Annotated in this window: 22 protein-coding genes and 1 tRNA gene; 10 read left to right on the top strand and 13 right to left on the bottom strand. The window is 67.0% G+C overall.

What is annotated here, in order from left to right; all coding sequences use genetic code 11:
- Positions 1 to 13 precede the first annotated feature (13 nt).
- Positions 14 to 1,393: a diguanylate cyclase domain-containing protein gene (locus V5734_RS15420; RefSeq protein WP_347310519.1), complete on the bottom strand. Its 1,380-nt coding sequence runs from the start codon at positions 1,391 to 1,393 to the stop codon at positions 14 to 16.
- Positions 1,394 to 1,482: 89 nt separating this feature from the next.
- Between V5734_RS15420 and V5734_RS15415 the strand changes: the two genes are divergently transcribed.
- From V5734_RS15415 to V5734_RS15395, 5 genes are all read left to right on the top strand, one after another.
- Positions 1,483 to 1,779 carry a DUF3572 domain-containing protein gene (locus V5734_RS15415; RefSeq protein WP_347310518.1) on the top strand — a complete coding sequence of 99 codons (297 nt, stop codon included), beginning with the start codon at positions 1,483 to 1,485 and terminating at the stop codon, positions 1,777 to 1,779.
- Positions 1,780 to 1,855: 76 nt separating this feature from the next.
- A complete protein-coding gene (locus V5734_RS15410) occupies positions 1,856 to 2,566 on the top strand; it encodes an HAD family hydrolase (protein WP_347310517.1) in 711 nt (236 codons plus the stop codon).
- Positions 2,567 to 2,663: 97 nt separating this feature from the next.
- Positions 2,664 to 4,217 carry a trimethylamine methyltransferase family protein gene (locus V5734_RS15405; protein WP_347310516.1) on the top strand — a complete coding sequence of 518 codons (1,554 nt, stop codon included), beginning with the start codon at positions 2,664 to 2,666 and terminating at the stop codon, positions 4,215 to 4,217.
- 76 nt (positions 4,218 to 4,293) lie between these two features.
- Positions 4,294 to 4,875 carry a heme NO-binding domain-containing protein gene (locus V5734_RS15400; protein ID WP_347310515.1) on the top strand — a complete coding sequence of 194 codons (582 nt, stop codon included), beginning with the start codon at positions 4,294 to 4,296 and terminating at the stop codon, positions 4,873 to 4,875.
- A complete protein-coding gene (locus V5734_RS15395; RefSeq protein ID WP_347310514.1) occupies positions 4,875 to 5,924 on the top strand; it encodes a GGDEF domain-containing protein in 1,050 nt (349 codons plus the stop codon). The genes V5734_RS15400 and V5734_RS15395 overlap by 1 nt, the downstream gene beginning before the upstream one ends.
- Before the next feature lie 66 nt (positions 5,925 to 5,990).
- On the opposite strand, the gene V5734_RS15390 is transcribed toward V5734_RS15395, so the two are convergent.
- From V5734_RS15390 to V5734_RS15360, 7 genes are read right to left on the bottom strand one after another with little or no spacing between them, the layout of a single operon-like run.
- Positions 5,991 to 6,932 carry a hypothetical protein gene (locus V5734_RS15390; protein WP_347310513.1) on the bottom strand — a complete coding sequence of 314 codons (942 nt, stop codon included), beginning with the start codon at positions 6,930 to 6,932 and terminating at the stop codon, positions 5,991 to 5,993.
- Positions 6,929 to 7,672, bottom strand: a complete 744-nt coding sequence (locus V5734_RS15385) for a sulfite exporter TauE/SafE family protein (RefSeq protein WP_347310512.1) — start codon at positions 7,670 to 7,672, stop codon at positions 6,929 to 6,931. The genes V5734_RS15390 and V5734_RS15385 overlap by 4 nt, the downstream gene beginning before the upstream one ends.
- Before the next feature lie 7 nt (positions 7,673 to 7,679).
- Positions 7,680 to 8,996, bottom strand: coding sequence for a TRAP transporter large permease (locus V5734_RS15380; RefSeq protein WP_347310511.1), 1,317 nt, complete (start codon positions 8,994 to 8,996; stop codon positions 7,680 to 7,682).
- Positions 8,997 to 9,004: 8 nt separating this feature from the next.
- Positions 9,005 to 9,544 (bottom strand): TRAP transporter small permease, encoded by a 540-nt coding sequence (locus V5734_RS15375; RefSeq protein WP_347310510.1) that lies wholly within the window; start codon positions 9,542 to 9,544, stop codon positions 9,005 to 9,007.
- Between the two features lie 60 nt (positions 9,545 to 9,604).
- Complete coding sequence (locus V5734_RS15370; protein WP_347310509.1) at positions 9,605 to 10,570, bottom strand: TRAP transporter substrate-binding protein; 966 nt, start codon at positions 10,568 to 10,570, stop codon at positions 9,605 to 9,607.
- A 54-nt stretch (positions 10,571 to 10,624) separates the two neighbouring features.
- Positions 10,625 to 11,875, bottom strand: a complete 1,251-nt coding sequence (locus tag V5734_RS15365) for an NAD(P)/FAD-dependent oxidoreductase (protein WP_347310508.1) — start codon at positions 11,873 to 11,875, stop codon at positions 10,625 to 10,627.
- Entirely contained in the window at positions 11,872 to 13,563 is a 1,692-nt protein-coding gene (locus tag V5734_RS15360; protein ID WP_347310507.1) for a thiamine pyrophosphate-binding protein, read from the bottom strand. Before V5734_RS15360 ends, V5734_RS15365 begins: the two co-directional genes overlap by 4 nt.
- Before the next feature lie 100 nt (positions 13,564 to 13,663).
- On the opposite strand from V5734_RS15360, the gene V5734_RS15355 reads away from it, so the two are divergent.
- Both V5734_RS15355 and V5734_RS15350 read left to right on the top strand, forming a co-directional pair.
- Positions 13,664 to 14,371, top strand: a complete 708-nt coding sequence (locus tag V5734_RS15355; protein ID WP_347310506.1) for a GntR family transcriptional regulator — start codon at positions 13,664 to 13,666, stop codon at positions 14,369 to 14,371.
- Positions 14,371 to 15,126, top strand: a complete 756-nt coding sequence (locus V5734_RS15350) for an aspartate/glutamate racemase family protein (protein WP_347313646.1) — start codon at positions 14,371 to 14,373, stop codon at positions 15,124 to 15,126. The genes V5734_RS15355 and V5734_RS15350 overlap by 1 nt, the downstream gene beginning before the upstream one ends.
- 28 nt (positions 15,127 to 15,154) lie before the next feature.
- Here V5734_RS15350 and hisA read toward each other — a convergent pair whose 3' ends face one another.
- Entirely contained in the window at positions 15,155 to 15,880 is a 726-nt protein-coding gene (gene hisA, locus V5734_RS15345; protein ID WP_347310505.1) for a 1-(5-phosphoribosyl)-5-[(5-phosphoribosylamino)methylideneamino]imidazole-4-carboxamide isomerase, read from the bottom strand.
- A gap of 137 nt (positions 15,881 to 16,017) precedes the next feature.
- On the opposite strand from hisA, the gene V5734_RS15340 reads away from it, so the two are divergent.
- Complete coding sequence (locus tag V5734_RS15340) at positions 16,018 to 16,401, top strand: DUF2147 domain-containing protein (protein WP_347310504.1); 384 nt, start codon at positions 16,018 to 16,020, stop codon at positions 16,399 to 16,401.
- Position 16,402: 1 nt separating this feature from the next.
- Here the strand turns inward: V5734_RS15340 and V5734_RS15335 are convergent, their stop codons facing one another.
- The 4 genes from V5734_RS15335 to V5734_RS15320 form a co-directional block, all read right to left on the bottom strand.
- Positions 16,403 to 17,314, bottom strand: coding sequence for a glutaminase (locus V5734_RS15335; protein ID WP_347310503.1), 912 nt, complete (start codon positions 17,312 to 17,314; stop codon positions 16,403 to 16,405).
- Positions 17,314 to 17,955, bottom strand: coding sequence for an imidazole glycerol phosphate synthase subunit HisH (gene hisH, locus V5734_RS15330; protein ID WP_347310502.1), 642 nt, complete (start codon positions 17,953 to 17,955; stop codon positions 17,314 to 17,316). Before hisH ends, V5734_RS15335 begins: the two co-directional genes overlap by 1 nt.
- Positions 17,952 to 18,539, bottom strand: coding sequence for an imidazoleglycerol-phosphate dehydratase HisB (hisB, locus tag V5734_RS15325; RefSeq protein WP_347310501.1), 588 nt, complete (start codon positions 18,537 to 18,539; stop codon positions 17,952 to 17,954). Before hisB ends, hisH begins: the two co-directional genes overlap by 4 nt.
- 165 nt (positions 18,540 to 18,704) lie before the next feature.
- Positions 18,705 to 18,779, bottom strand: a tRNA-Gly gene (locus tag V5734_RS15320).
- A 428-nt stretch (positions 18,780 to 19,207) separates the two neighbouring features.
- Between V5734_RS15320 and V5734_RS15315 the strand changes: the two genes are divergently transcribed.
- Complete coding sequence (locus tag V5734_RS15315) at positions 19,208 to 19,633, top strand: Hint domain-containing protein (RefSeq protein WP_347310500.1); 426 nt, start codon at positions 19,208 to 19,210, stop codon at positions 19,631 to 19,633.
- Entirely contained in the window at positions 19,587 to 19,835 is a 249-nt protein-coding gene (locus V5734_RS15310; protein WP_347310499.1) for a hypothetical protein, read from the top strand. Before V5734_RS15315 ends, V5734_RS15310 begins: the two co-directional genes overlap by 47 nt.
- The last annotated feature ends 10 nt before the right edge of the window (positions 19,836 to 19,845 follow it).

The following is a 19,845-nucleotide window of genomic DNA, read 5'->3' as shown; positions in this document are numbered from 1 at the left end:
CCGGCCCCGGGGCTCAGGCGGCCGAGCGGCCGATCTGGATCTGGTTGCGACCGTTGGCCTTCGATCCCAGAAGCGCGCGGTCGGCGAGCCCGATGAGATCTTCGACCGACCCGGAATCCTGACCGGCGCCGAGCGCCAGCCCGATCGAGAGCGTCACGGGAATGCTTCCCGTGCCTTTCGGCAGGGGCACCGGCCGTTCACCCACCACCCGGCGCAGCCGCTCGGCCGTTGCCTGTGCCGCTTCGAGCGTCGTGTCGGGCAGGGCGATCAGGAACTCCTCGCCGCCGATCCGGGCGATGAGGTCGACGGCGCGCAGGTTCGATTTCAACCGCGCCGCCACCTCGATCAGGACCGCGTCACCGGCGGCATGCCCCCAGGTGTCGTTGATGGATTTGAACCGGTCGAGGTCGAGCACCATCACCGCGAATTGCCGTCCCGCGGCCTGCGCCCTGTTCGCGATCCGGGCGAGATGCGGCAGCGCGTAGCGGCGGTTGTGAAGCCCGGTGAGAGGGTCCGTCATGGCCAGCCGCAGCCCGTCCGCGACGGAATTGCGCAGGCGGTCGGACTGGCGTTTGCGGGCGATCTGGGTGCGGATACGCAGCGCCATCTCGGCCGGGTCTGCCTGAGCCTCGATCAGGTCCGAGGCGCCGAGATCGAGCGCGACCGCAGCCGTTTCGCACGCCTCGGCCGGCAGCATCACGCAAACCGCGGAATAGCGCGTCCCCGTGCGGGAGCGCAGTTCCGACATGAGCCGCAAGCCTTCGCCTGGCCGCGTGAGGTTGGCTTCGACCACAAAGACGTCGGGAACCTTGCCGTTCGGGAAGTCCCCCATCGCCGTCTCGCGGTCAAGCACGAGGATCCGGTCCGAAAGATACGGCTGCAATTCCCGCTTCCAAGCGAGCGCGGCTTCCATCCGGCCCGCGACGAGACCCACGAGCGCCTGATCGCCGAAGCTGGGCGCGGCCTCTGCGAATCCAAGCTCCCGATAGGTGCTGCCGCGCAGGCCAAGCTGCTCGGCCGTCTCCCTCGCGCGAAGGAGGCTTCGGAGCCGCGCGAGCAGGACCATCTCGTCCAACGGCTTCCAGAACACTTCCTCGGCCCCGGCCCGAAGCGCCTCCATCTTCCGGGCCATGTCGCGAAAGGCGGTGATCATCACTACGGGGATGTCACGGGTCCTGGCATCGGCCTTCAGTTGTTCGCAGACCTCGATGCCGCTCATGTCGGGCAACTCGACGTCGAGAAGCACGAGGTCGGGCCGCATCTTCCTGGCCAGACGCAACGCCTCGGCGCCGCCCGAGGCTTGAACGGTCTCGTAAAAAGCCGAGGCGAGCTTGACCTTCAGAACAATGCGATTGGTCGCGACGTCGTCGACTATGAGGATCTTGCCGCCCACGCGAGGACCTCCGTTCGCTTTACTTGTCCGTTCCTTGCTCTCATTCTCTGTTCGGAATGGTTAAGAAATGCTTTCCACGAAGGTCAGGAATGAGAAACGGATCGGTGAACGGGCGGGCAGATGCCGACACGGTTGCGCTGAAGGCGCTGGGCTGGCTGGCGGGGCAGGACGACCTCCTGCCGGTCTTTCTCGGCGCGACCGGAACCGCGCCGGAAGAGCTGAAACGCCGGCTGTCGGAGCCGGAATTCCTCGTTTCCGTGCTGGATTTCATCCTGATGGACGATGCCTGGGTGATTGCCTTCTGCGACGCCGAGGGGCTGGAATACACCCTGCCCAAATCGGCGCGCCATGCCTTGCCGGGCGGCGAGGAGGCGCACTGGACCTGAAGGGGCGTTGCGTTCCGGCACGAAACTGGCCAGTTTCGCGCGGCGTTGGACCCGTCCCGGGTCCCGGGAAGGAATCATGAACGACATCCACGGTCTCGTCTTCGACAAGGACGGCACACTTTTCGATTTCCGCGCGACCTGGGGCGGCTGGTCCCGGCGGATGCTCGAAGAGCTTGCCTGCGGTTCGCAGGCTCTTGCCGGGCGGCTTGGCCAGGCGATCGGGTTCGACCTCGTCTCGGGTGTATTCGCGCCCGACAGCCCGGTGATCGCGCATACCGCGCCCGAAATCGCCGCAAAGCTTCTGCCGCATCTGCCAGGTGCCGACCATGCGGTTCTGGTCGCACGGATGAACGCGATGGCCGCGGTCACCGACCTGGTCGAGGCCGTGCCGCTGGTGCCCCTGTTCGACGGCCTTACCAAGGCCGGCTTGAAGATCGGGCTCGCCACCAATGACGCGGAGGAGCCGGCCCACGCGCATCTTCGCTCTGCCGGGATCGCGCGCTATTTCCACTTCGTCTCGGGCTTCGACAGCGGTCATGGCGCCAAGCCCGATCCCGGCCCGCTCCTGGCCTTCGCCGCGGCCGAGGGGCTGGACCCGGGAAAGGTGGCGATGGTCGGCGACAGCCGCCACGACCTCGTCGCCGGCCGCGCGGCGGGCATGCGCACGGTCGCGGTGCTGACCGGGATCGCAGGATCGGACGAACTCCGTCCTTTCGCAGATGTGGTCCTGCCCGATATCGGCCATCTGCCGGGCTGGATCGCCTCCGGCGCGCCAAACGGGGGCTGACCGCGACGTCCAAAAACGACGCATTCACGTCGCGAAGGGTGGCGAAGCGTTCCCGCGCCGCAGCATGCTTGGTTCGACCTGCATTGGAGGAACCGGCATGGGAAGCGAACTCAAGCGCAAGCGCGCGGGCGGGCGGGCCGGCCATGCGGAACGCGCCGGCATCAAGGTTATCGACCAGATGCCCTGGCGCATCCCGGTCAACCCTGACCGGCCGATCGAACCGCTTGGCCCCGAAGGCGTCCACGCCATCCACAAGGGCGCGATGCGGGTTCTCGGCGAGATCGGGATCCGGTTTCTCAACGACGAGGCGCTGGCGATCTTCCGCGAGGCGGGCTGCAAGGTCGACGGCGAGACCGTTTTCCTGGACGAGGATTTCGTCATGGAGATGGTGGCGCGCGCCCCCCGTCAGTTCACCGTCACTCCGCGAAATCCCGATCGGACGTTGCCGTTCGGCGGCCAGCACATTCTTTTCGGCAACGTTTCGTCTCCGCCTAACTACTGGGATCTCGCGCGCGGCAAGGTTTCCGGCTTCATGGACGGGTTCCGGGACTTCATCAAGCTGACGCAATACTTCAACTGCATCCATTTCGCCGGTGGCTATCCGGTGGAGCCGATCGACATCCACCCGTCGGTCCGCCACCTCGACTGCCTCTACGAAAAGCTCACGCTGACCGACAAGGTCTGCCATGCCTATGCGCTCGGCAAGGAGCGGGTCGAGGACGCGATGGAAATGGTGCGGATCGCAGGCGGTCTCAGCGACGCGGAGTTCCGGGCCAGGCCGCGGATGTATACCAACATCAACTCCGTCTCGCCCTTGAAGCACGACTTCCCGATGATCGACGGGGCGCTGAGACTGGCGCGGGCGGGGCAGCTGGTCGTCGTGACGCCGTTCACGCTTGCGGGTGCGATGGCGCCGGTCACTATGTCGGGTGCGGTGACGCTGTCGATCGCCGAAGCCCTGGCCGCGATCGCGCTTTTGCAATACGTGGCACCGGGATCGCCGTCGATGATCGGCACCTTCACCTCGAACGTCGACATGAAGTCGGGGGCACCGGCCTTCGGCACGCCGGAATACATGCGCGCGACCCAGATGACCGGGCAGCTGGCCCGGTTCTACGGGCTGCCCCTGCGCTCCTCCGGGGTCTGCGCGGCGAACGTGCCGGACGGGCAGGCGATGTGGGAGACCTCGAATTCCCTTTGGGCCGCGATGCAGTCCGGCACCAACATGGTCTATCACGCCGCGGGCTGGCTCGAAGGCGGGCTGATCGCAAGCCCGGAGAAATTCGTGATGGACTGTGAAATGCTCCAGATGCTCCAGCGCTACATGGAGCCCCAGACCTGGGCGACGACGCCGGACGACATCGCCATCGACACGATCGCCGAGGTCGGTTCAGAGGGGCACTACTTCGGCTGCCAGCACACACAGGACCGCTACGCCACCGCCTTCTATCAGCCTATCGCCTCCGACTGGCGCAACTTCGAGGCGTGGCAGCTTGACGGATCGGTCTGGACCGCCGAACGCGCGCACCGGATCGCCAAGGCGATCGTCGCGGAGTTCGAGGCGCCGCCGATGGAGGAGGGCATCCGCGAGGAACTGCAGGCCTTCGTCGCGCGGCGCAAGGAAGAAGGCGGCGCCCCCACCGATTTCTAAGCGGCAGTCTGCGCCCGGCTTTGCCCTTTCTTAACGCGCTCCGGCATAGCTTTGCCGGGCGCGGAAGGAAGGTGAGATGCACGGGCTCGTCAACCGGTCGGTACAGTGTTTTCTGCGCGACACCTATGGCGTCGCGCGCTGGATTTCCGTCGCGGAAGAGGCCGGGATCGGCCCGGCCGGATTCGAAGCCCTTCTGCATTACGACGACAGGCTGACCGACGCGATGATCGACGTCGCCGCCCGGCAGCTGGGAAAGCCGCGCGAGGCGTTTCTAGAGGATGTGGGCATTTACCTCGCCGGGCTCGAACCCTTACGCCGGCTCCTGCGCTTCGGCGGGGTGGATTACCCCGACTTCCTGCAATCGCTCGACGAACTGCCGGACCGCATCCACCTCGCGGTGCCCGATCTCGATATGCCCGAACTGGTTCTGAAGGCCACCGGGCCGGGACGGTTCACGCTCGTCTGCGGCGCCGGGCACGAGGGGTTCGGGGCCGTGTTCGCGGGTGTTCTGCGGGCGATGGCCGACGATTACGGGGCGCTCGTGCTGATCGAGGCGGGCGGTGGCAACGGCCATGCGGAAACCGTGGGAATCGAGCTTCTCGAGGCGCGGTTCGCGACCGGGCGGCGCTTCGACCTCGCCCGGCCGGAGGGCATGTGATGGACGGCCCTCCGCGCGACGATCCGGTCCTGATCGGCATCGCCGATCTCGGCCGGCTGATGCCGATGTACCTCTGGATTGCACCGACGGGACATATCCGCGCGGTCGGGCCGACGCTTTCGAAGCTTTTTCAGGGTGTGGCGCTGGCCGGGCTCCGCTTTCTCGACGTGTTCGAGATCCGCAAGCCGCAGGCGGCCCGGTCGATGGATGAAGTGCGGCGGTTGGCGGGGCAGCGGCTGCATCTCGCTCTGCGCGAAAAGCCCCGCACCGGGCTTCGCGGCCTTGTCGTGCCGTTGCAGGACGGGCAGGGGATGGTCGTCAACCTCTCCTTCGGGATCGCGGCAGCCGAGGCGGTGCGCGACCATGCGCTGACCAACGCCGATTTCGCGCCGACCGACCTGACGGTGGAACTCCTCTACCTGACCGAGGTGAAGGCGGCGGTGATGGAGGAGCTGGCGGCGCTGAATGCGCGGCTCCGGACCGCCCAGCGGACGGCGGAGGAGCAGGCGCTGACCGACGCCCTGACCGGCCTTGCCAACCGCCGGGCGCTCGACCATGCGCTCGTCCGGGTGCTCGACGCGGCGGCCCGGGGCGGCCGGGGCTTCGCGCTTCTTCACCTCGACATCGACTTCTTCAAGGCGGTGAATGACACGTTCGGTCATGCGGCGGGCGATCTGGTGCTGTCCCATGTCGCTGCGATCCTGCGGCGAGCGACCCGAAAGCAGGACATTGTTGCACGCGTTGGGGGCGACGAATTCGTGATGATCCTGCCCGGCCCGGTGGACGAGGCGATGGTCGCCACGATCGCGCGCCGGATCATCGCCGAGCTGGAAGTGCCGGTGATGTTCGAAGGCGCGCCTTGCCGGATCTCAGGCAGTATCGGCGCGACGCTCTCCGGCCTTTACGAGCGGCCGGATGCGGACCGGATGCTGAGCGATGCCGATGCCGCGCTCTATGTCTCCAAGCGGCGGGGGCGGGCGCAATGCACGATCTACGGTCCGGGGCTGCATTTGCCCGAAGACCAGCGCGGCGCGGCGGGTCGGCCCTAAGACAGCGCGGGTTCGCGCCGCCGCCAGAGGGAAGGCCGGTGCCGGGGCGCAAGGGCCTGTTCCGGCTCAAGCCGTCGCCATCCTTCGGTGAAAGCCGGCGAGCATGAGTGGCGTCAGATACATCGGAATCTGGTAGCAGCCGATGAACATCAGGATCTGATCGGTTGTCGCGGCGGGCAGCGCCACCAGGAACAGCGCGATGTTGCGATTGCCGGCGACGATGGCGAGAGCCGGCAGAACCGGCCCCGCGGCAGCCTTTCCGAGAAGCACCGCCGCTCCGATCTGCGCGCCGAAATTCGCCGCTGTGGCCAGCGCGAGCCAGGCGAAAAGCGTTGCGGGCATTGACCGAATCGCCGGGCCGACCGCCGACATCAGGCCGATGACCACGACCGCCATGGTAATCGCCGATGCGCCGTCAATGGCCCGGATGCCGGTCTCGCCGGCTTCGCGAAGCAGCGTCCGGCGCAGCAGAAACGCGGCGCCTGCGGCGAATGCGATGACGCCAAGAAGCCGGCCGGCCGCGCGAAAGACGTCTCCGCCCTCACCGAGGGTCGGCATGGCCTGGAACACCGGGATCACGGTCAGGGGCAGAAGCGCGGTCCCGAGGATCAGCAGGCGGAAGGCGGGGGCCGGGTCGGCGCCCGAAAGGATGGCAAGGTTCGGACTGCCGGAGATCGGCGCGGCGGCGAGCATCAGGACAATGGCGATCGCGCCCGGCGTGTCCGCGATTCCGGCAACAGTGGCGATCGCGGCCGCGCAGAGGGGCAGGGCGAGTTGATAGACGAGGGTGAGCCCGAGCGTCGGCAACACCCCCCGCAGCGACCCCACCGCGCGGCCCGGCCCCACGCGGAGCGCTGCGACGAAGAGGAGAAGGGCCACGAGTTCCTGCAGCCAGGGCTTCATTGCCAGCGCGAGATCGGGAAGCAGCACGCCAGCGACGAGCCCGAGAACGAGGAGGAGCCGCCCGTGCCCCCCGGCAAAGACGAGACCGCGAACCAGCCAGGTCACGCCAGACCCCTGAGGATCAGGAGTCCGGAGGCGATGCCGGCGACGGAAAGGAGCATCGGCCGGTATCGGCGGTCGAGCCGTGTGCCGATCCGCCCTGCAACGACGGCCCCCGCGAGGACACCGGGCAGCATCAGGACGGCAAGCCCCGCGTCGCGGACCGTGGCCCAGCCCGTTGCGAAAAGCCCGGCCAGGGAGATCGCGCAGCCGATGGCGAAGAAGGCGGCGAGGGTCGGGCGTGCCTTGTGCGCCGGCTGGCCCTGATAGACGATGGCGAGGGGTGGCGCGCCAACCGAGGTGATGGTGCCCATCAGCCCGGACACCGTCGCCATCGCGACGATATTTCGCCGGGTGAAGGCAAGCCGCCATCCCGTCACGGACAGGAGGACGGCGAGGCCGACGAACAGCCCGAAGAGGAGTGAAAAGGTTTCGCGGGTGATCGCAAGCGACAGGATCGCGGCGGAAAGGGCGACGCCGACAATCCGGCCGAAGGCGGCGGGAGCAACCTCAGCCCAGCGGATCGCGCCGCGTTCGCGCCAGGCGCCCCAGGAGGAGGTCACGAGCCCGATGAAGAGCGCCGGCGCCGGGACCAGCATCGGGTCGATCAGCGCCAGAAGCGGCGCGGCGGTCAGGCCGAACCCCATGCCGAGCCCGAATTGCACGACGGAGGCCGCGAAAACGATCAGGAGGACCAGCGCCGCAACCGCTGGCGACGTCGTCACATGGGCAAAAAGCGCCTCCACTGCCGCCTCAACCCCCCGGTCGCTGGATGATGTTTTCGGGGAGCCAGGTCGCGAGGCCGGGGAAAGCGATCAGCACGAAGACCATCACCACCATGATGAGGAACATCGGGATCGCCGCCTTGGCGATGAAGTTCATCTCATGCCCGGTCATGCCCTGAAGCACGAAGAGGTTGAAGCCGATGGGCGGCGTGATCTGCGCCATCTCGACCACGACGACGATGAAGATGCCGAACCAGATGATGTCGATCCCGGCCTGACGGATCATCGGCTCCACCACGGCCATTGTCAGCACGACCGAGGAAATGCCGTCGAGAAAGCAGCCGAGCACGACGTAGAAGGCGAGAAGCGCCATGAGGAGCTGGAACTTCGTCAGCCCGAGCGACCCGATCCAGGTGGCAAGCGCCCGTGGCAGGCCGGTGAAGCCCATGGCCAGCGACAGGAAGGACGCGCCCGCGAGAATCAGCGCGATCATCGCCGAGGTCCGCGTCGCACCGAGGAGGCTTTCCTTCAGGCTCGTCCAGTTCAGCGAACCCTGGAAGGCGGCAAGCGCCATCGCGCCGAGAACCCCGAAGGTTGCCGCCTCGGTCGCGGTGGCGAAGCCGAGATACATCGAGCCGATGACGAGGGTGATGAGCAGCATCACCGGGATCAGGAAGCGGGAATTCGCAAGCTTTTCGGTGAAGCTCGTCGCCGGTTCGGGCTTGGGATTGAAGCGCGACGACAGCCGCGAGTAGATCGCGATGTAGCCCATGAACATCGCGGCCAGGACGAGGCCGGGGAAGATCCCGGCCATGAAAAGCTTGGAGATCGACTCGTTGATCGTCACCCCGTAGACGATGAGCGTGAGCGACGGCGGGATCATCAGGCCGAGCGTCGCCGCGCCCGCCAGCGTGCCGATCACCATCGGCTCGGGGTAGTCGCGTTTCATCAGTTCCGGGATCGACATCTTGCCGACGGTCGTGAGCGTGGCGGCGGATGAGCCCGAGACCGCCGCGAAGACGGTGCAGCCCACGACATTCGTATGGAGAAGCCCGCCGGGCAGCCGTGCCATCCAGGGGGAGAGGCCGCGAAACATGTCCTCGGACAATCGGGTGCGGTAGAGGATCTCGCCCATCCAGATGAAGAGCGGCAGCGCCGTCAGGGACCAGGAGGACGAGGATCGCCAGATCGTGGTCATCATCGCGTCGCCCGCCGGGCGGGTCGTGAACAGCTCCATCCCCACGAAGGCCACGCCGAGAAGCGCGAGGCCGATCCACACGCCCGATCCGAGCAGGAAGAAGAGCGTGAAGAGGAAGATCGCCAGCGGCCAGAATTCCTGTGCCATGTCGCCTCCTATTCCGCGTGGCTCTGGGCTGCGACGTCGTCGCGGATGTTGTCGCGTCCGGTCATCAGGAGCGTGACGAGATTGTCGAGGAATGCGATGGCCAGAAGGATCGCGCCGAAGGCCATCGGCATCTGTACGATCCAGAGCGGCGTGGCGTCCTGGCCCTGGCTGACGTCATGGAGCTTGCGCGACCAGTAGACGAGGCGCACGGCATACCAGGCGAGGTAGGCCGTCGCGGCGGTGCCGATCAGGAGGCACCAGAGCTCTCCCCAGAAGCGGTGGCGGCCGAGAGCGGTCAGCGCAAGCCCCACGCGGATATGGGCACCGGAATTGAGCGCGCCCGCGAAGGCGAGGAACGAGGCCGAGGCCATCAGGTAGCCCGCATATTCCGTCGCGCCGGGAAAGGTGAAGGCCGACCAGCGGGCGATCATCTGTATCACGATCACGCCGAGCATCGCGACGAGGCAGAGCGCGGCGAGGCCGATGCAGGCGGCATAGATGCGGTCGAGCATCCGGCGCATGACACCGGGGCGGCTGTCCTTTTGCATGGGACTTCCCCTTCGTTGCGGCCGGGCGCGCGGGGGTGGCCGCGCGCCCGCCCTTGCCGGTTATTGCGCCAGATAGGCGTCGACCACGGCCTTGCCGGTGTCGCCCGCGGCCGCGATCCATTCCTGCGTCATGGTCTCGCCGAAGCCTTTCAGGCCGGCCTTCAACTCGTCCGATGGCGCGGACACGGTCATGCCGTTCTCGGCCAGGGTCTTCAGGTACTGGTCGGTCAGCTCCTTCGCGCGTGCCTCGCCGGAGGCGGCGGCCTGCGCGCCGCACTCCATGATCGCGTCCTTGCCGGCGTCGTCGAGCCCGTTGAAGCTGTCCTTGTTCACGAAGACCGTGTTGCGCGGTAGCCAGGCCTGAACGTCATAGAAATGCGTGAGGCTTTCCCAGACCTTCGAGTCGACGCCGGTCGAGCCCGAGGAGATGAAGCTTTCCGCGACCCCGGTCGCCAATGCCTGGCTGAGTTCTGCCGCCTCGATCTGCACCGGTACCATGCCGGCGAGTTCCGCGATGCGCGCGGTCGCCGCGTTGTAGGCGCGGAACTTCACGCCGGCCATGTCGGCCACCGAATTCACTTCCTTCTTGAAGTAGAGGCCCTGCGGCGGCCACGGCACCGAGTAGACGTAGACGAGGTTCTGTTCGTCGAGGGCGCCGGCGACAGCATCCCTGGCGGCGGCGAGGAGCTTGTCTGAATCGTCGAACGAGGTGGCGAGGAAGGGGATCGAGTCCACGCCGAAAAGCGGGTTTTCATTGGCATGGGCCGACAGGAGGCGCTCGCCGATCGGCGCCTGCCCGGTCTGGACCGCGCGCTTGATGTCGCTGCCCGAGAAGAGCGAACCGTTGGGATGGACCACGATTTCCAGCGCCCCGCCCGTCGCGCCCTTCACGCAGTCGGCAAAGACGGCGCCATTTTCGGTGTGATAGTTGGTCGCCGGGTAGGCCATCGGCATGTCCCAGGTCTCGGCAAGGGCGCCGGTGGCGGTGAGGGCCGTGGCGGCAAGCAGGCAGGTGAGTGTCTTCATCTCGGTCTCCCAGGTTGGTTGGCTTGATTTCTTTCTTGGCTTCTTTGTCCTTCGTCATTGAAATCGCGCGGGAGCGTAGGGCGCAAGGTTTATGTTTGGCGCCGTCCCGCCAATGAGCTGGGCGAGGAGGCGCCCGGTCTTCGGCCCGCCGGTCAGTCCGACATGGTCGTGGCCGAAGCCGAGAAAGGCGCCCTCGACCCCCGGAACGGGTCCGATGACGGGGGTGGAATCGATGAGGGATGGCCGGTGCCCCATCCATTCCACGGTCTTTTTCCAGCTGATCCCCGGCATGGCGGCGCGGATGCTGCGCTCCAGTAGCGCGAAGGCCGCGCGCGAGGGCGGCGCGTCGAGACCGCCGAATTCGACGATGCCGGCGAGGCGGAGCCGCCCCTCCATCGGCGTCGCGACGAACTTGCCCGATGCGACCATGACCGGCGAACGCGGCATGATCGAAGGCTCCCATAGCTCCAGATGATAGCCGCGTTCGGTTTCCAGCGGCATCCTGAGGCCAAGGCGTTCCGCCAGCGGTTTCGACCAGACGCCCGCGGCAAGAACCACGGCATCGCAAGGCAGGGTGTCGCCGCCGACCCTGACACCTGTCACCCGCCCGCCGTCCCGCGCGATATCGGTGACCTCGCCCATGACGATCCGTGCGCCGCCGGCTTCCGCATGGGCGGCAAGGTCCTTCACGTAGCGGCCGGGATCGGAGATGCGGCCGTGATCCTTCAGCCGCGCCGCGCAGGTGAGCATGGGCGAGAAGGCCGGATCGTAGTCCCGGAACGCCTCTCCTTCGAGAAGATCCCATTTGAAGCCGTGCTCGGCGCGGATCGACCAGCCGAAGGCGTCGCCGTCGTAGTGGCGGCGGTCGTTGTAGAGAAACAGGTAATCCGCCGGGTGAAGCCATTTCTCGGCGCCGGTCCCGGCTGCGAGCGCCTGATGTTCGGCGAGGCTGTCGCCGATGATCGGCGCGAGTGCCGCCGCGCGGCGGCGCACAGCGTCGGCATTGGCATGGCGGAGATAGCGGATGAGCCAGGGCGCGAGCGTCGGCAGGTAGCCCCATCTCAGGAACAGGGGCTGGTTCGGGTCGAACAGCATCCGCGGCGCTTTCCGCATAAGCCCAGGCACCGTGACGGGCACGATGGAACAGGAGGCGAGAACGCCGCCATTGCCGTGGCTTGTCCCCTCGCCGGGTCCCTTGCGGTCGATCAGGATCACCCGGTGCCCGGCCCGTTGAAGCCAGATCGCCGTCGAGACCCCGACAATCCCCGCGCCGATGATCGCAACCGTGTTCGAGGTGTCCGTCATCCCATCCATCTCCTGACCGGGGCCGAGGCTTCTTCGAGCGGCTGGGTGATGATGTCGACGAGGGTCGGGCCGTCATGCGCCACCGCTTCGCGCAGCACCCGGTCCAGTTCGGCCGGGTCTTCCACCCGCCAGCTTTTCACGCCGAACGCGGCGGCGACGGCGGCCTGATCTGTGCGGTTGAAATCGACGTTGTAATAGCGCGCACCCTTGTCGGCCTTCTGGCTTGCCTTGATCCAGCCGAAACTCGCATTCGAGAAGACGATGAAGGTGATGTCGGCCCGCGCGCGGCAGATCGTCTCCAGCTCGCCGCAGTTGAACCCGAATGACCCGTCGCCCATCAGCGCCACGACCTTGTCGCCGGGCCGCCCGTACCAGGCGCCGAGCGCGGCGGGCAGGGCATAGCCGAGCGCGCCATGCGCGCGGTTGGTGATGAAATGGCGGCCGGGGCGGGGAAGCTGATAGTAGGCCGAGAAATAGGGACAGCTCGTGCCGGGATCGGAAAGGATGACCGCATCTTCCGGCAGGACGCGCTGGAGCGCCGCGATGACCCGTTCGGGCCGGATCGGCGTCGCGTCGCTGGCCGCGAGGGTGCGGAACCGGTCGAACTTGCGCTGGCGGATGTCGGCGGCGAGGTCGGCGCCGCCGAATGCCGCGGCGCCGTCCTTGCGGGCGTCGAGGATGCGGTTGACCTCGGCCAGCGCCAGCCTCAGGTCGGCGACGACGCCGACCTCGGTCGGGTAGTTCGCGCCGATCACCATCGGGTCGCTGTCGAAATGCACGATCCGCGCGCCGGGCTTCGGTGCCTCCCACCGTGCGGTGGTGGTCGATCCCGCCCGGCAGCCCATGAAGACGACGAGGTCCGCCGCCTCCATCGCCGCCCAGGTCTCGTCCGTGCCACCGTTCGAGCCGACGACGCCGACCGCGTTCGGATGCGTCTCGGCCAGCGCGCCCTGACCGGAGATCGAGGTGACGACGGGAATGTCGAGCCGCCGGGCGAGCCGGTCAAGCTCCTCCATCGCCCCGGCGATCACCACGCCGCCACCACTGACGATCAGCGGCAATCTGGCCGACTGGATCGCATCAAGCGCCGCTTCGGCCGCGCCGGGAGCAGGGGCGGCGGGGTAGGCCGGAAAGCTCTGGAGCGCGGGATCGGCCCAGATGTCCGCCGGGTCCACGGTGTCGTACTGGATGTCATAGGGCAGGCCGATATGGGCCGAGCCCGACCGCCCCGTGGTCATCGCGCGAAAGGCCGCGCGGACCATGCGCGGGATATGGTCAGCACGGCGAACGACGGTGTTCCATTTCGTCAGGGGCCGCATCAGCACCTCCTGATCGACCTCGGTCAGCGGGTATTTCCCGTAGCTCGCGACCGAGATGTCGGTGGTGATCGCCAGGACCGCATAGCTCGATTCCCGCGCCTCGATCAGCCCGGGCAGGATATAGGTCGCGCCGCCCCCCGACGGCCCCTCGCAGACGCCGGGCCGCCCGGTGACGCGGGCATAGGCATCCGCCATGTAGGTCGCGGAACGTTCGTCGCGGGTCAGGACATGGGTGATGCCGTGATCGAGCCTGAGGAGGCTGTCGTAGAGCGGCAGGCTCGTATCTCCGCAGAGGCCGAAGACATGCCGGACGCCATGCGCCTCCAGCATCCGAACCATTGCGTCGGCACCCGTCGGTGAATTCGACATGTCATCCGCCCACCCGAATTTCTGTATACAGATCGTTGCACAGCGTTGTCAGCAGATCAAGGCTGCGTTATTTTCGGCATGGACCCAACGGAGCGACCCGGTGATCGAAACCCAACCCATGCCCGAGGATACGGTCGGTCGGCTTTACGGCGAACTTCGCCGGATGGCCGCCGATTTCGAATTCCGCCCGAGCGAGCGCCTGAACGAATCCCGGCTCGCCCTCCGCCTCGGCGCGAGCCGCACGCCTTTGCGCGAGGCGCTGAACCGGCTGGTGGCCGAAGGGTTCCTCGATTTCCGTAGCGGGCAGGGATTCTTCTGCCGCGCGCTCAGCCCCGAAGGAATCTTTCACCTATACGAAGCCCGCGCCGCCATCGAATGCGCCGCATTGGGCGCCGCGATCGACCGGGCCGAAGATGCGGCGATCGCCGGCTTGGCAGCCTACCTCGACCGCACCGAAGGCGCCTATGACCGCAGCACCGATCCGGTGGAGTTGCTGGAGATGGACGAGGGCTTCCATGTCCGGCTGTGCGCCTTGGCGGGAAACCCGGAATTCGACAGCATGCTCTCCAACGTCAACGGCCGTATCCGATACGTGCGGTCGATCGACCTGAAGCAGATGCGCGCGTCTGGCGCCGTGACCGAGCGGATGTCGGCCCATCGCCGGGTGCTGCAGTTGCTCATCGCGCGGGACAAGACGGCGGCGATGGACGCGATGCGCGCCCATATCGAGAAGCGCCGCGATCAGGCGACAGAGGCCGTGCGCCTCGCCTTCGCGGATATCTATGCGCCAAGGGAGGGTGCGGAATGATCGAGACCGGCGGAAAGACCGTCTTCGGCGCGACCCTCGGCATCCTGATGCTGGACACGCAGTTCCCCCGCATTCCGGGCGATATCGGCAACGCGCTGACCTGGCCGTTTCCCGTCCAGTACCGGATCGTGCGCGGGGCATCGCCGGACAAGGCGGTGCGGGGGGACGCCGACGCGCTGACCGCGCCCTTCATCGCGGCGGGCCGTGACCTCGTGGCGCATGGCTGCGACGGGATCGCGACCAATTGCGGGTTCCTCGTGCCCTTGCAGGATCACATGTCTGATGCTCTCGGCGTGCCGGTCGCAAGCTCTTCTTTGATGCAGGTGCCGATGGTGCAGCGGATGCTGCCGCCCGACCGGCGCGTCGGGATCGTCACGATTTCGCGTGCGACGCTGACCGAACGGCACCGCAAAGCCGCCGGCATTCCGGACGGCACGCCGGTCGAAGGCACGGACGATGGCAGGGAGTTCACGCAGAAGATCCTGTCGGATGCCCTGTCCGTCGACTTCGCACAGGCCCGCGCCGATGTGGTCGACGCAGCGCTCCGCCTTCACCGCGCGACGCCCGACCTTGGCGCGATCGTGCTCGAATGCACCAACATGGTGCCCTATGCCGCCGACGTGCGCCGGGCCACCGGTTTGCCGGTCTTCTCGATCTACAGCTATCTCGTCTGGTTCCAGGCCGGGCTGATGCCCCGCCGGTTCCAACCGGATCTCGATGACGGTGGCGGCGCGGGCGCCGGCCATTCCGTCTGAAGCGGCGCCGGTGCCGGGTGCGCGAAGGTCAGGCGGTGGCCTTCAAGGCCCCCAGCGCTTCCTTAAGGTCGATCGCGCCGTCATAGAGCGCCCGGCCGGAGATGGCGCCGGAGATGACGCCGGTGTCGCGGAGCGCGAGGAGGTCGGCGAGCGAGGAGACGCCGCCCGAGGCGATCACCGGGATCGTCACGGCGCGGGCGAGGGCTTCGGTCGCCTCGATATTCGGGCCGGTCATCGCGCCGTCGCGGTTGATGTCGGTGTAGATGATCGCGGCGACGCCGGCATCCTCGAAGCGGCGGGCAAGCTCGGTGACCCTGATGTCGGTCTCTTCCGCCCAGCCCTTGGTCGCGACCTTGCCGTCGCGGGCGTCGATGCCGACGGCGACCTTGCCGGGAAAGGCCAGCGCCGCCTCGCGCACGAGGGTCGGGTTCTCCACCGCGACGGTGCCGAGGATGACGCGGGCAAGACCCTTGGTGAGCCAGCCTTCGATGGTCTTCATGTCGCGGATGCCGCCGCCGAGCTGGCAGGGAACCGACACGCGGGCGAGGATCGCTTCCACCGCCGCCGCGTTCACCGGCGCGCCGGCGAAGGCGCCGTTGAGATCGACGAGGTGGATCCACTCGCATCCCGCGGCTTCGAACGCGGCCGCCTGCGCGGCCGGGTCGTCGCCGAAGACGGTGGCCTTGTCCATCTCTCCATGCAGGAGCCGCACGCACTGGCCGTCCTTGAGGTCGATGGCGGGATAGAGGATCATCGGCAGTTCCTTTCTCGTCGCCGGCCTCTTGCCACAGCGGCCCGGCGATTGCAAAGGCGGTTCAACGCCACGTCACGCTGGACGGGGCGGGGCGGATTGCCCGATCATCGGCGCAAATGTCAGGGAGGACATCGGATATGAAGAAGACGGTGATCGCGGCGGCCCTGGTCTTGTCCGCAGGCATGGCGTCGGCCGACCCTGTCGAGGGGGTGTGGCAGACCGAGGTGGATGACGGATCATATGCCTATGTCACGATGGCGCCCTGCGGCAGTGCCTATTGCGGCAAGATTTCTCGGACCTTCAAGACGGATGGGGAATATCAATCTCCCAACCTCGGCAAGACGCTGGTTATCGACATGGTGCCGAACGGCGACGGCTCCTATGCCGGCAAGGTCTGGCGGCCGTCGAACGACAAGGTCTATATTGGGAAGATCCAGCTCAATGGCGACAGCCTGCGTCTGGCCGGCTGCGTTGCGGGCGGGCTTCTGTGCTCAAAGCAGACCTGGCAGCGTGTGAAGTGAGCTAGCCGAAGACCGACCAGCCGGCGCGGCGGGCGAGAAGCTCGACCGCCTCGGTGCCGAGCTTCGAGTTGCCTTGCGCATTGAGCCCCGGCGACCAGACGGCGATCGAGGCGCGGCCGGGCGCGATCACCAGGATCCCCCCGCCGACACCCGACTTGCCGGGCAGCCCGACGCGAAAGGCGAAATCGCCCGAGCCGTCGTAATGGCCACAAGTCAGCATCAGCGCGTTGATCCGCCGCACCCGGCCCGGCGAGACAAGCCGCGGCATGCCCGGCGCGCCCATCAGGAACCGCCCGGCGCGGGCCAGCTGATCGCAGCTCATCTCGACAGCGCATTGGTGGAAATAGGCGCCGAGTGTGAGGTCGGGCGGATTGACGAGGTTGCCATAGGCGCGGATGAAATGCGCGAGCGCGAAGTTGCGGTGGCCGCTTTCGGTCTCGGATCGCGCGACGGCCCGGTTGATATGGATGTCGTCGTCGCCGGCGGCGGTGCGGATGAAGCGCAGCAGTTCGCCGAGATATTCGCGCGGGGCGTGGTGCGAGAGGACCGCGTCGGTGACCACGATGGCGCCGGCATTGATGAAGGGATTTCGCGGGATGCCCTTCTCGTGTTCGAGTTGGAGGATCGAGTTGAAGGCGAGGCCGGACGGCTCCCGCCCGACGCGGAACCAGAGCCGGTCGCCGAGCCGGCCGAGCGCGAGGGCAAGGGCGAAAACCTTCGAGATGCTCTGGATCGAGAACGGCATGGCGGCGTCGCCGACCGAATGCTGGCTGCCATCGGCCAGCACCACCGACATCGCGAAAAGGCCGGGATCGATATCGGCCAGTTCGGGAATGTAGGTGGCGACCGCGCCGCGGTCCGCGCTCTGGCCGACGCTTTCGTGGACCTCGCGCAGGATCGCGGCGATGTCCATCAGGGGCGCCAGGCGAGGAAATTGGCGATGAGCCGGAGCCCCGTCGACTGGCTCTTTTCGGGGTGGAACTGGGTGCCGACCATGTTGTCGCGGCCGACGATCGCGGTGATCGGCCCGCCATAGTCGCAATGCGCCAGAAGATGTGCCGGGTCGGCGACGCGGAAATGGTAGGAATGGACGAAATAGGCGTGGTTGCCGGTCGTGATCCCCGCCAGCACCGGGTGGGGACGGTCGATGACGAGGTCGTTCCAGCCCATATGCGGAACCTTCAGCGCCTTGTCCGCAGGCTCGATCTTCACGACTTCGCCGCCGATCCAGCCGAAGCCCGGCGTCTCGCGGTATTCCAGCCCGCGCGTCGCCATCATCTGCATGCCGATGCAGATGCCGAGGAACGGGCGCGCGCGCGCCGTCACCGCCTCTTCGATCGCCTCGAACAGCCCGGTGAAGCGGTCGAGCGCCTCCCGGCAGGCCGGGAAGGCGCCGTCGCCCGGCAGAACGATCCGGTCGGCGCGGGCGACATCCTCGGGCCGGGACGACACGAGGACGGAGCCTGCCCCCGTCTCGGCCGCCATGCGCTGGAACGCCTTTTCGGCCGAGTGGAGATTGCCGGAATCGTAATCGACGACGACCGTAAGGCTCACAGCGCCCCCTTGGTCGACGGCAACACGCCCGCCGCCTGCGGATCGGGCTCGACCGCCATGCGGAGCGCCTTGGCGACGGATTTGAACGCGGCTTCGGCAATGTGGTGGCTGTTGATCCCGTGCACGCGGTCGATGTGCAGCGTGATCCCGCCATGGGTCGAGAGTGCCTGGAAGAATTCGCGCACAAGCTCAGTGTCGAAGGTGCCGATCTTCGCCGTTGGGAACTCCATCGTCCAGACGAGGTAGGGCCGCCCCGAGAGGTCGAGCGCGGTCGCGACCTGCGCGTCGTCCATGGCGAGCGCGAAGTGCCCGTAGCGGCGGATGCCCTTCTTGTCGCCAAGCGCCTTCGTCAGAGCCTGCCCGAGCGCGATGCCCGTATCCTCGACCGTGTGGTGGTCGTCGATATGCAGGTCGCCCTTCGCCCGGATCGTCAAGTCGATCATCGAATGGCGCGACAACTGGTCGAGCATGTGGTCGAAGAAACCCACGCCCGTCTCGTTGGAATAGGTGCCGGTGCCGTCGAGGTCGATCTCGACCGCGATCTCGGTCTCTGCGGTCTTCCGCGTGATCTGGGCCTTGCGCATGGGCGCTCCTTTCGCTTCGCGCGTCTTATAGGCGCCGAAGAAAGGCAGTGCCAGCGGCGGCAGACGAAATTCCGCGCCCTGTCGCATCGCTGCCGCTGAAACGAAAAGGCCGCCCGAAGGCGGCCCCATCCCGTGTCTCGCAACGCTTCCGCGCAAGAGAGATTTTGGAGCGGGCGATGAGATTCGAACTCACGACCCTAACCTTGGCAAGGTTATGCTCTACCCCTGAGCTACGCCCGCATCCTTGGGTGGGAGCGATGTATAAATTCTCCTGCCCGGCTGCAAGAGGAAAAGTGCGGGCCACGGACAGAAAGTTCGGGTTTCGGGTGGGGAGCGCGCGCGTAAGGTTCGGCTTCTCCTCTGCCGCCCCCGTCGACGACCGGTGTTCGGCCGCTTCGCGGGTGCTGCGCGATTCCCCCTTCTGTTGATTTTAGCGTGTAAGATAGTGTTTTTAATATATAAAATGGCAAAAAAGATCTTAACGGCACGCGAAATGGAGATCAAAGCGGGCTGTGGTGGCCGGATTAACAATCAGGGCGAGATAGTGCCGTGCGGATGTCGCAACTATCTCGAAATACGGGCGAATTCCGGGCGCGTACTGGGTCCACCGCAGAAACGGCACCGCCTCGGCCGACGAGGCCTCCAGATCAACCGAAGGGATCCAAGCCATGTTCATGCAGAACGCCACGACCTTCCGCGCCGCCGAGAAGATCTCCCTCGCGCTCCACGGGCTGAATTTCCTGCCGGACTTCGACGGCGCCGGCATTCTGGTCGGCAGCCTCGTCGAAACCGAAGCGGGTTGGCGCCCGGTCGAGACCCTGGCCCGGGGCACCCGTGTCGCCACCTATGACGGCGGTTTCCGCCCCGTCGCCCGGGTCGAGCGGCATCATCTCTGGCCCGCCGCCGAGGCCGACATGGTCCACGTGCCGGGCGGTGCCCTCGACAATCGCGGCGACTTCAGCCTCCTGGCGGGTCAGCACGTCTTGGTGGCCTCCCATGTGGCCGAGGAGGTGCTGCGCCGGCACGCTGATCCCGGCCTCGGCCCTCGTGGGGTATCGGGGCATCGCGCGGCGGAACCTTCTCCGTCCGGCTGAAGCGCTGAGCCTGCGCTTCGCCAGCGAGGAAATCGTCTATGTCAATTCCGGCGCGTTGATCCATTGCGCCACCGAGGGGCCCGAGGCGGCCACGGCCGGTCGCGCCTTTTTCGATGTGCTGGACGAGTCGCGGGCCGGGGCCATGCCGGCGCTGATCGCGGCGGGGATCACGCGCAGCGACGATCTGGTCCGCGCGGCTTGAGCAGGGGCGC

This window comes from Defluviimonas sp. SAOS-178_SWC, from assembly GCF_039830135.1.
Taxonomy (GTDB): domain Bacteria; phylum Pseudomonadota; class Alphaproteobacteria; order Rhodobacterales; family Rhodobacteraceae; genus Albidovulum.
This window is presented reverse-complemented; position numbering and strand designations above follow the sequence as displayed.